Source organism: Paraburkholderia sp. 40 (assembly GCF_050434105.1).
Classification (GTDB): Bacteria; Pseudomonadota; Gammaproteobacteria; order Burkholderiales; family Burkholderiaceae; genus Paraburkholderia; species Paraburkholderia tuberum.
In genome coordinates, this window is the sequence record NZ_JBNPVY010000002.1 from 71,337 (window position 1) to 82,791 (window position 11,455).

General features: G+C 49.5%; 8 protein-coding genes and 1 pseudogene. 5 read left to right on the forward strand and 4 right to left on the reverse strand.

What is annotated here, in order from left to right:
- The first annotated feature begins 8 nt into the window (after positions 1-8).
- From OKW28_RS01630 to OKW28_RS01650, 5 genes and pseudogenes are all read left to right on the forward strand, one after another.
- Positions 9-662 carry an ABC transporter ATP-binding protein gene (locus OKW28_RS01630; RefSeq protein WP_429443382.1) on the forward strand — a complete coding sequence of 218 codons (654 nt, stop codon included), beginning with the start codon at positions 9-11 and terminating at the stop codon, positions 660-662.
- Between the two features lie 105 nt (positions 663-767).
- Positions 768-2,624 carry a WavE lipopolysaccharide synthesis family protein gene (locus tag OKW28_RS01635; protein ID WP_429443385.1) on the forward strand — a complete coding sequence of 619 codons (1,857 nt, stop codon included), beginning with the start codon at positions 768-770 and terminating at the stop codon, positions 2,622-2,624.
- A gap of 25 nt (positions 2,625-2,649) precedes the next feature.
- A complete protein-coding gene (locus OKW28_RS01640; RefSeq protein ID WP_429443388.1) occupies positions 2,650-4,797 on the forward strand; it encodes a hypothetical protein in 2,148 nt (715 codons plus the stop codon).
- A gap of 474 nt (positions 4,798-5,271) precedes the next feature.
- Positions 5,272-6,225 (forward strand): hypothetical protein, encoded by a 954-nt coding sequence (locus tag OKW28_RS01645; protein ID WP_429443391.1) that lies wholly within the window; start codon positions 5,272-5,274, stop codon positions 6,223-6,225.
- Between the two features lie 351 nt (positions 6,226-6,576).
- Positions 6,577-7,370: pseudogene (locus OKW28_RS01650) on the forward strand (transposase); the annotation flags it as partial.
- 235 nt (positions 7,371-7,605) lie between these two features.
- Here OKW28_RS01650 and OKW28_RS01655 read toward each other — a convergent pair.
- Genes OKW28_RS01655 through OKW28_RS01670 form a run of 4 tightly spaced genes read right to left on the reverse strand, consistent with a single transcriptional unit; the run spans position 7,606 to position 11,326 of the window.
- Positions 7,606-8,649 carry a WavE lipopolysaccharide synthesis family protein gene (locus OKW28_RS01655; protein WP_429443394.1) on the reverse strand — a complete coding sequence of 348 codons (1,044 nt, stop codon included), beginning with the start codon at positions 8,647-8,649 and terminating at the stop codon, positions 7,606-7,608.
- A gap of 25 nt (positions 8,650-8,674) precedes the next feature.
- Positions 8,675-9,391 (reverse strand): glycosyltransferase family 2 protein, encoded by a 717-nt coding sequence (locus OKW28_RS01660; RefSeq protein ID WP_429443397.1) that lies wholly within the window; start codon positions 9,389-9,391, stop codon positions 8,675-8,677.
- Between the two features lie 17 nt (positions 9,392-9,408).
- Positions 9,409-10,959 carry a hypothetical protein gene (locus tag OKW28_RS01665; RefSeq protein WP_429443400.1) on the reverse strand — a complete coding sequence of 517 codons (1,551 nt, stop codon included), beginning with the start codon at positions 10,957-10,959 and terminating at the stop codon, positions 9,409-9,411.
- Positions 10,946-11,326, reverse strand: a complete 381-nt coding sequence (locus OKW28_RS01670) for an HAD-IIIC family phosphatase (RefSeq protein ID WP_429443402.1) — start codon at positions 11,324-11,326, stop codon at positions 10,946-10,948. Before OKW28_RS01670 ends, OKW28_RS01665 begins: the two co-directional genes overlap by 14 nt.
- Positions 11,327-11,455: the final 129 nt, after the last annotated feature.

The following is an 11,455-nucleotide window of genomic DNA, read 5'->3' on the forward strand; positions in this document are numbered from 1 at the left end:
AGTGGATAATGATCGAATTGCGTAATGTTTTTAAGCGCTACCCTATTCATCACGGACGGTCGGAGCGCGAGATCCTGAAAGGCGTCAATCTAAAGGTTGAGGCTGGAGAAAAGTGGGGCATCCTCGGGCGGAACGGTGCCGGGAAGTCCACGTTGATCCGTATTATTAGTGGCTCAGATCATCCGCACTCTGGCGATGTGATCAAGAATATGTCGGTTTCCTGGCCGCTGGCATTCGGCGGAACATTTCAGGGTAGCCTGACTGGAAAAGACAATGTCCGGCTGGTTTCTCGCGTGTACAACGTGGATTATAGAAGGGCGCTGGCACTGGTAGAGGATTTTGCTGAACTGGGGGAGTATCTGGATGAGCCTGTGAAGTCATATTCTTCGGGGATGGCTTCGCGGTTGGCGTTTGCTATTTCAATGTCCATCGAGTTTGACTGCTTTCTTATCGATGAAGGAATGTCGGTTGGTGATCATCGGTTCCACCAGAAGTGCAACGTGGAATTATTTGAAAAGCGCGGTGATCGCGCGATGATCATCGTGGCTCACCAGACGGATTTGATTAGGAATCACTGCGACAAGGCTGCGATCCTGCATGACGGCGCGCTTAAGGTTTGCGAAACGGTTGATGAAGCGATTTGCATTTATGAGTCGCTTTGACGTGATGGCAGATTTTTGTGCGGCAGTCATCCACGCATCGGTGAATTTCCCATCTGACTGTGATCGTTACTGATGCGAATGTCTAATATGAATTTGGAGAATAAGTTGGATACGACGGGTCAGGTGACTGCGGCTGCCGGTGCCGGTGAGTTGCAAAAGAAAATGTGCGCTGAGGGGATGCTAAGCATTGTAGTGCAGGGAGGGGTTTCAGAGTCAAATGTAGTCGAGGTCGCGAATATATGTACGCACTGGCGCAGCCTATTTCCGCTTTCAGAAATTATCTGTGTTGTCACCAGTAGTGATATTTTTCTGCGCGGCAGCGACCCTGTCAGGCTGAATGCGGCTGGGCGAAAAAAATGGGACGTAGGTTCGGCACTCGAAATGCTCGAGGCGACTTGCGATAGAATCGCCTTTGCGGATGCCGCGCTCCCTCTGCCTGCCAACGTCATTGGTCGAACCAACACATTTAACGCGAATTTGCAGCTGGCGGCGGCCAAAAAAGGGCTGTCACTGGCGACGGGAAAATATGTGTTGCGAATCCGGAATGATATCCTTTTCGCGACCGATGACTTTGTTGCGCAATATGAGGAGGCGAATTTATATCCTCGTGGAAAAGCCGCCGTTCTTAAGGAACGGGTTCTGATAGCAAGTACGTTTACAATGAATCCGTATGGAGTGGAGCGTTATCCGTTTCATTATAACGACTGGCTCCATTTCGGATTGCTGGTGGATGTCCGCAAAATCTGGGATGTTCCAAGCTATCCGGTAAAAGATATTCATTATTATAAATACAATACGCATGTTGCTGGATCTCGCGATATCGAGCGAAATCACTACGGACGCGTCGCCATCGAACAGCATTTGATTTTTAATGCATTTTCGAAAGACTTTCCGGAAATGCGGCTTGAGTATCACAACGATACGTCGAGTCGAGAGCTGAGTATCGAAATACTCAAGGATAACTTCTCGGTGTGTGACCAGGAACAAGCTGGTTTCGTATTTGAAAAATATGCTGTCGCGGGCCGGGACCAGGCTCGAGTTTACTGGTTTTTCATCAACCGGACGGCGTGGAAGTCTTTGGTTTCAAACGGGGCAGTAAAATCTAGCGATATCTTGTATCGACCGTGGGGTTCTTTCGGGTATGAGGAATATGCATTCCCAAAGAAATTCGATGCCTACAAACTCTCCACGAAAACCGGCGTAAAACTGAATGGCGCAGTGGTTTTGCCTGCATTTAACCGTGATACGAGTGGAGTCTTGGTTCATGGGCCGTATATAAATCTGCCTCGCGGGCAGTACGTTGCTGAATTTCTGATTACAACAATCGAGGGAGTCAATCCACAGGTCGTTGCAAGGGTGACCTTGGAGCACGGAAAGACGTGTCTTGCTGAGAGATATTTGTCGCACGCGGAATTGAGGCAGCAGTCGATCTTGTTGCCATTTTCTGTTGCGGATGAAGTTGGATGTGACCTAGAACTTATCGTCGAGATTGTCCGTGGTGTGCATGAGATGGCCGTGGAGCACATCGTAATTCACGATAAATCCAGTTCTACCTTGTTGAGAAGAAAAAGCGAAATGGGGGAAATAAGAGAAACTTCTTTCACGATTGCTCCGGGATTTGATCAGGCTTATCGCGGCACTTCGCTTCAGTCAAATGAAGCGGCGGCCCCGTTGGAAAACCGCCCGGCGACTACTGCCGAAGGAACGAAGCATGGCTCTTTCGTTATTGGCGGAGGCGGAGATTTTCTGTTGATCAATGGGCTAGGGTTTCACGAGTTACCCTTGTATTTCAAGAGCATTCTTTCTCTGTATGGTCTTTTCCTCGGGCGGCGGATTTCCAGGAAGATGAGGGAGCGCGCCAACTGGTTTTTCGTCGACGCAAAAAATCCGGTGACAATTTTTTTGAAAAGCATCTATAAGAATTTGTCAATCAAGGCGTGCGTCAAAAAGATGGCGGCTTGATTAACTCTTACTGCGGCTGAAAATCATGAAGAGCGAGTTTGATAAGGGTTCGTACACCGTAGTCGTCCCATCATATGAAGCGCACTACAGGCAGTTTCGCGATCTGATCGCTTCGATCGAGCGCTACTGCATTGATGTAGCAAAACTAAGGATTGTTGTCGTTCTTGAACAGACGAATATTGATTTATTTCGCGATGTCCTCGAGGGACGCGGTGTCGAGATTTCTGTTGTGACGACGGAGGATGTGCTGCGTCAGTTCGACGTGGCTGAATCATCTTCACAATTTTTACATTCTGCCGGGAAATTTACGTTTCAGGCGATAAAGAAGGTCGGTGGATTGCTGAGTGCCAAGTCGGAGTGGTCAGTCGTTCTCGATAGCGAAACATTATTTTTTAAAAAGTTCCATATCGAAGACATCGTAAAGAAGTATGCAGAGAAAAAATATGTTTTCTACTCTAAAACCTGTCGCCGGGGCGGCGGCTGGGCGGGGGGGTTGGTCGACCTCGTCACGCAGCAGTGTGGGAACCTTTTAGGAGTTTCCGCAGGCGATCGCGGATATATGGAACTTAATACCTGGTTCTATGAGTCCAGCAAAGTCGTGGAACTGATGTCTTTGTTGTCGCCCAGATTGAAGGATTTTTTGACCAATCCTTCGCTGAATAATCCGATATTTGAGAATATCTTATATTACCTTTTTCTGGAAAACAAATATTCGGAAGAATATCGTTTCTTGGATTTTGAGGCTGAGTGGAAACGACTCGTGCCTGCTGAGATATCAGATCGCTATGATCTCGGGGCACCGTTGTTGTCATTTTTGGGCGCCGACCATCTTACATATACTCTTCGGGCTGAAGATGTCGGATTGATTTCGAAATTTTTTGAGGAATACGATATTCCATTTTTTCGAATCGAGCCACTTTATATCAACGGAGAGCAAGTTGCTGGGTATGAAAATCTACCTGGTGTTGTGGCATTTACTTCGTCGGCTCATCTGGGTTGGTTGAAAAAAAAAATCGCCATATGCATTAGCGGGGATTTTGCTCGCGCCTCGAAATCGAGGTTCATCGGACCATTGGGGTGGATAAAGAGTCTAGTGGGCTTCCTCACTGGCTGCGATTGCGATATATTTGTCCATGGCTGGCGTAATTCTGACGAGGCAATGATTCTGAATGCGTTAAAGCCGAAGGCGTTTAATTTCGAAGAGAAACCGAAAGAGATATTGAATGCCATCGCCTCGAATGTTCGCGGGGAAAGCCATTATCTTCAGCTGGACGAAGTGGTTGACGGATTGGGCAATTTGCATAGTATGCAAAGATGTTTCGAATTGGTGGAGCGCTCCGGGGAGAACTACGACTTCGTTTTGAGACTCATTCCTAATCTATACCTTGAGTCTTCGCTTTATGAGGTTCTTCGCGGAATTACGCTGGTGGGAGATGTCAATGATGATGCGATATACGTTCCTCTGCAATACCATGCTGAAGGACTGAACCGGCACATCGCCCTAGGTGGGTGGAAGGCGATGCAGGTGTACATGCATTCGTACGCGGACGTCTTGCGTCGAGGGGCGGCCGGATATTTGGGTGAAGCAATCGGGCTGCTAAGAAATCTAATTTCCAGTGATGTCGAGATAATCCCGATGGATATTCATTATGCTGACATGGATGGTGAAGATCATTTCGGTTGGGAGAGTGTGGCCAAGAAATTTTCCGATCAGGCGGCAGACGGGAGATGGAGGTGCGGCGCGGATAGGTTTCTGAAGTACAAATCCGCAAAGAACTTCCTGCACGATAAATTGAAGTGCTTTGAATTTCTTTGTGGCAACGGGAGGGAGCTCTCGGACATATTCTTGCGAACCAGATCCGAGGTTTCGAACCAGAGTTTTAACGTGTCCCTGCTGAGTTGGCGAGAAGGTAACCCGAATGCCAGTTTTACCATGGTTGCCGTGGGCGATAGAAGTCCCAGTCCGATCGTCTTTCCGACGAGTCAGCAGGTAATGTTGTCTGGCGAGACTGGTGAGCTAGTGCCAAGTAATTGTGAGAACAGATATGTCTTCTTTTACAAAGACAATACTGGAAGATTCGTCTTGGTGGAATGGGCTGATAGGGAAGGGGTGTTCTGCCCGAAGTCGATCGAAATCGACTCGGATATGGTAAGCGCAGCGTATTGGAATTGATGTCCCGGCATAGGAGTAGCGCAAATGCGTTGCGCCTATGCATTTTATGTGTTCCGTGCGGAGGGAAAGCGACAGTCAATGACTAGATCTCCGACGAAATTGACGATTTAAAAAATCGGCGAATTTTCCCAATTAGTCGGCCTTGAACAATTCGGTTAGCGCGGTACCGCGCTTTATGTTGTCGATACAGTTCGCTAAGGCATTGGAAAGAAATCGTGATTCCGCGAACTCTCAGAATCGACGTTGATCTGAGAGGTTTTCTCGGAATTTGCGAGCCACGCCAATGAGCACATCGGACTTTTGCGCGGCCGACTGGACGAAGCTGATGCCTTAATGTCGGTAACTAGTGAAAAATTGTTGTTTAGATCCGATTGGCGAAATTATTTTGTTTGATAATTTTTCGCAATAAATATAGTATCGCGGCGTCGGTGTCAGGGGAAATTTGTGGAATCTTCTTGTTGGGTTGTGTAAGGTATGAGTGATAAGCGTAGATTCCATCCGGCATGTATTCTTGTCGATAAATCAAAGAATTACAGATCAATATATGATTATGATCACGGCTTTACAAGGTTGATTTTTCACGACCAAGCGTCCCTTAGAGAAATACTCCAGGTTAGTGATTTGGCCACAAATGTCACAACTTCATTTCTTTTTATGGAAAATAAAAGTAAAAAAGTTGTTTTTGATCACAGGTCTGGGACGCTTTCTGAAAAGCCAATCTTGGTTATAAGTAAGCCGAGAAGCGGGACGCATATCGTGTCAAATATATTAAAAGCTATTGGTTTGCAGCAGGTATGTGTTTTCCTGGATCATATGGACACATACTGCTACAGACTCGATGAGTCGCAAAAACTGATACATCAGTTTCCGACAGGCATTCCGCTTTTTGCTGCATACAAGATGTTTTTGCCGGGGCAATTCAGTCACTCGCATCTTATATATTCGGATTGGGCCGCGGAAAACATAACTGAGGAGTTCACGATAATCACCCTGAATCGCGATTTTTTGTCATATAAGAATTATATAGCGAGCGATATGAAAGGGAGGATTTATAATAAAATAATATCTGGATACAAGAATTCTGAGATATGTGATCTAATATCGAATGGAATGTTTGATGTGGAAATTGATTTTTTATTTAGAGAATATAGGGTTCAGTCGGATTCAATAGATCTTTGGTCTAAATGCTCTGATATTCATGTTGATTTCGATAGCTTGTTTGTAGTGAATGGGGGGGCGTGTGTTCCCATATTGAATTATATTTTTGGCGGTGAGCACGCGGAGGCAGAGATTTGTTTTTGGTCAGAACTTGTCCGGAGGGTGGCTCTTGAGGGTGAGTCTTTTACCAAGAGGTCAGACAATAAAATTCACGGTGATGTCAGCGATATTTTATCTGAGAGAATTGATGCTATCTGCGAATTATGTTAAAAATTTAATTATATTGTCGTATATATTTGGACGTATTATATTTTTTGATATTTTTTAATTTTGTTAGTGAGGTAGATGCGATGGCCGATCTTTAAGATATGGTCTTGGTAAGTTTTGTGTCTGATCCATAAAAGCAACGGCTTATGCACAATTTCCAGCGTGACGGGCGGCACGTAACTTCTGCAATGTCTTGGCAGCGACATGAACCTCTTTGAATCCCAGCCAATTAGTCGGCCCTGAACAATCCGCGAGAACTTATGCAGTAAGGCGCCGAAGTCCAAATGGTGTTGTGGGATTTGCAGGGGCCTGGCATATTGGTGCGTGAATCCTGCAAATTCCGACGAGGTATGGATGGGTCCGAAGACGCCGGTGACAGAGGGAGATTTCTTCCGCCAACCCCTGCGCGAGCAGATCAACTTGAAGCATCCGTTGGTTCGCCTTACCGATCTGATCGACTGGGATCGACTTGGCACGGCGATGAGCGCGAGTTTCGTCTCGCACCGCGGGCGCCCGGTGAGTTCACCGCATTTGATTGCAGGCTTCCTGTACTGGCAGCATGCATTTGACCTGGCGGATGAAGACGTGGTCTGGCAATGGCTCGAGAACCTGTACTGGCAGGTGTCCACCGGCGAGACGTACTTGCAGACCAGGCCGCCGATCGATCCGTGGAGCCTGACGCGCTGGCGTAAGCGGCTGGGCGAAGCCGGCGTTGAAGAACGTTGGTCGAGACGATCGAGGCGGCCAAACGGGCCAACGTCATCAAGAGCGCGAGCCTGAAACGCGTGATTGTTGATACGACGGTCATGGAGAAGGCAATCGCCCATCCGAACGGTTTCCGGCCGGGAACATCTGGTGAAGGCGCCCGCGCGGCACGGCCTGAAGCTGCGGCAGAACTACAACCGTGAAGCACCGAGGCTTGCGAACCAGATTGGCCGTTGCGCGCATGCGAAGCAATACAAGCGGATGAAAAAACGTTGCGGACGTTGCGTTTGCGCGTAGGCCGCGTGATGCGCGACGTCGAGCGGCAACTGGAAGGCGTTACGCAGCAAAGCCGAACCACGTTGGAAGACCTGATTGGCCGAACGAAGCGAATCCTATTGCAGAATCAGAAGGACAGGAACGAGCTGTATGCACTGCATGCGCCGTCATCCTTCAACCAACTGGGGATTTTTACTTCGACGAAAGGGATTATTCATCCGACAGCGCCACCTCAACAGAATTTGCAGGAAACCACCCATAATCTGCCAGGTTCCTGCAAATGCATCAACCACTTTCCGCTTCAAAGCCTTGTTGCGCAAGGCACTTCGAGTTCTTCGGGGCCGACTAATTAACAGGGGCAGTCGCCCATTTTTTCGGGGGGTATGGAGTATGCGTAGACGATCAACCCGCGTGTATTTTGCGCGTGGCCATCGCAATTTTCAGCAACCTGACGCCGATAGGAGTGAATTTATGTGAATAGATGATCGGCGCAATCGGGCTGAGTAGAATACTGCCAATTGTTACCCGTTGCTTCTGACGGACGCGCTTCTCCGCCGCTGCATATAATTCGGGATCGATATTGCCGCGGATTCTGTCGGCGCATAATTTATACCAATCGACAAACATCATGCAATTCATGGATTGCATGGTGGACTTGTGAACCGAGCGATATTTCGCGAATTTCAGGCCGCTCTGCCAAGGATCCAACACCATGAACTGCTGTGCCATAAAGTCATGAAAGGCAGAAATGACCTCCCTTCTGGTGTCGTTGTGATATTCGGGCGTCACATATCCCAATTTCGTTGCGAACTCCGTGCAGAGGTACTGTTCAACAGCCAGCTTGGTGCGAAATTGTTTGTCCAGATAGGATGAATGCTTCGCATGCGGATGCATCTCATAGTATGCGGCATCCTCGAGACTGATGTGCGGACGAGACCAATACTGGATCAGCCGTTCCGTTGTGGAAAACATAAACCAGTCACTGGTGTGAAACGGCATATGCTCGAGTACGAGCGGGTCAATCGTAAAAAAACAATTTGTCAGGATCCGCGCGTTGTCCGTCGGGAATGCAGCCGAGTACTTTTCGAAATGCTTGAGAAAGCCATCGTGCTCTAGGCACGCATCGGTCCGTAATTTGATGGCGTACTTGGTCTGCACTTTCTCCAGGCCAGCCAGCGTCGTGACAATCTGACGATTGATATTGTTGGCCCCGACGTTGTCGAACTTTATCGGCGGCAGGGGGCCGGGATCGCTGGAACGTACGATTTCGTCGATCGGCAGGGTACGCGACACCTTGGTGTTACGCCAGGTCGAGAGAATGACCTTGGCGCCTGGCAAGGTGCTCCGCGTCCTGGTCAGCAAGTCCCGGAATGACTCTCCATTTGCATCTCTGACGGTCGGAATACTGCCTTGCAAGACGATGGTAATGTCGGACGGAGAAATCATGAGGACTGGTGGTATTTCAAGTCAATTATTTCTGGAATTTCTGCTGCAGTGCTTGGAACTCGCCGGGGGTTCCGCAGAAATCGATTTCGGAAAGCGCTATTTCTTCGTATTTGATCGAAGCTCCGGACTTGATCAACGTGTTATAAAGCGGCGCAATATAAAACTCCCCCTTGGTGGTTTCATTTTTTGCTCGCGCTTCGCTTAAGGCTGTCTCGAAAAGATCGCGCGTCCTGAAATAATAGAGGCCGTCGCTGCACAGGGACGAGATGCGTTCTTTTTCGGTGGTGCGCAGCACGCTGTTCCCGGTGCCGGGTTCAACGAAAGACCAATGATCGCCCTCGCCGGAAAAGACCTCCAGATATCCGTCACACGTATCAATGAAATCGGGCTTTCGGTAGTCGTACCTGAAGGTATCGATATTGAAAATAAGCAGCGGTTCGCTGCCCGGCGCGTCCTTGAGGCCAAGCGACACCGTTTCTGCCTGCCCCTGGGTGTCGTGTGCAATGGTCGTTACAGACGCATTGGCGATGCCAAGTCTCTCGAGTTCGGCGGCGACAAATGACGGCGCGTCGTAATCCGGGCGCGCGATGAACAGAAAGCGCTCGCTGTCGAAGTAGTGCTCGAAGCTGCGGACCGCTCGTGAAAAAACAGTCTCGCCTGAAAGTTCAAGCTGGAATTTCGGTTTCGTGAAGCCTGCTTTGAAGAAGCGGCTGCTCAAACCGACCATCGGAATAATGATCAAGATTAAGGCTCCAAATCTTACAGATATTTGCTGTAGAGACGCAGTGCATTCGCAAACAACGCCTTCTGTCTCTGCGGATGGTCCGCGTGCAGCGGAAGCATCGAGAGAAACAGCAGAACTGTTAGCGGAATGATGTCCGAGAACGTGACTCCCGGAATCAGTTCCGTCTTTTCGAAGAGTTGCTGAATGGACTTCAGTCGGTCATCGAGGTCGAAGCTGAGGTGGAAACCGTTGCTGTCTTCGGTGAGATTGTAGCGACCGGAGATGATGAAGTCGTACAAGCCGATGAAGGAGTGGCAAAGTTTCGCGAGGTCGTACTTCTGGTCGCCAACGATCGTCAATTCCTGGTTCTGGTTCAGACCGCGCGGGTCAATCACTTTGATATGGCCGCCACGCGAATCAAACAGGACATTGCTGAAGCACAGGTCTCCATGCGCGATGGCCGGCGTGCAGACCGACTTCGTCGCGAGATCAATGCATCGCTCCGCGATTGCCATGGTGGATGGTAGCGTCCGGCCATCGAATCGCAATTTCTTCTTGAGGTCGAAATCGTTGGCTTCCGAAAATGCCAGAAGGCGGGCGATCGTTTTATCCTTGTACAGCGAAATCGCGTCTTCCGAGATTTTCTCGATGTCAGTTTCGGGCGGCAGGTTGTTGCGAGATTCCTGCAGATAGTCTTGAATCAACTTCAGAATGCGCCCCCAGAAGAAAGGCGGATTGTGGCCGTGAACGAACAGTTCGTTCAGAGGGCTCATGGGCAAATATTCGAGGGAATAGTACGGCTTCCCGTCCGCTCCGGAACCGGAGTCGATCAACTGTGGCGTGAAGCGGCGCATGGCGGTCGGAAGATTCTTGAACCATTGCGCTTCCGCTTCAATCTTGATGCTCGGTTCGCCGCGCTTGGTCAGAACGCCGGATTGAATATCGAGGGAATTGAATGAACGCTGCGTCGTGATGCTTGCGCGGGACTTGAAGTAGGTATTGACGTGCCCGAGATCGTGCCATGTCGGGATGACGCGTCGTTGCAGGTCGCGGACTTCTGAGTATTGGCGAACCGCGCTGGGGAAATCGCCTTCCGACAGGGTGAGTGCGCGAATCAACGTACGCACGTTGGAGAACGAGAAATAGCCGCACCAGACCATTTGGCTATTGTCAGGCATGAGCTCCAGTTCCCACCGATAGTCGTCGTCGGTCTCCGCGATTCCAATAATATCGAGATCCTGCGGCAACTCGTCGATCAGCGTGTCGCCGTGTAATAAGACGACGCAGTCATCTTCGGTTTCCCGAATGTTGAGCGTGTAGAGAATGGAATCGGTAAGGCGGAAATGCGGCGGCACCGGAATGCATTGAACTCCAAGCCCATTCAAAAGCGCCTTTTCGTTGATCGCAGGCGTAAATGTGCTGGGAAGTGTGAGAAAAATGTCTCTACCCGGAAGCGCTGCTCGCAGCCGCTGCACCTGATGCTCGATCAACTTCTTGTTCCCGATAGGGAGCATGCAAGGCGGAATTTTTCCAAATTCGGCCTGGAATTCCGGGGTGACGTAGGCGCCCGAGTTAATGATCAGCATCTTCGATTCCTACCAGCTTTTTGATTTCTTCGTAACTGAGCTTAGAGAATTCGTCTGGACGAATGGCTTTGTCGTCCACATAGAAGCCTTCGGTGCCGCACCAAGGTTTCGCTGTGTAGATCTCGTCGTACGGGACGTCATGCCGCGCGAGCCACTCAATGATTATCGGCAGGGTGTTCGCGTTGATTTTCCCGGCGTTGCCCTCATAAGTCCGCATGTTTCGGCTCGTCGAGATGGCGATTTGAAACCCCATCTGGCGGTACTGGCGCAACTTCTCAACGACCTCGCCGTTTGGTGTCGACTCTGCATAATTTCCATTGCTCGTCGAGCAAATGGTGTCATCCAGGTCCATGATGATTCGTTTCATATGCTTGATTCGTAAGGGCTATTCAACGTGGCAGGCGTTCGCCATTGGCGTGCGCCTCACTGCGAAGACGCGGACGGTCGTGGATTGCTGCTCGCGCGTCGAGACATCGGTTTTTCGAGTAATCGGAGA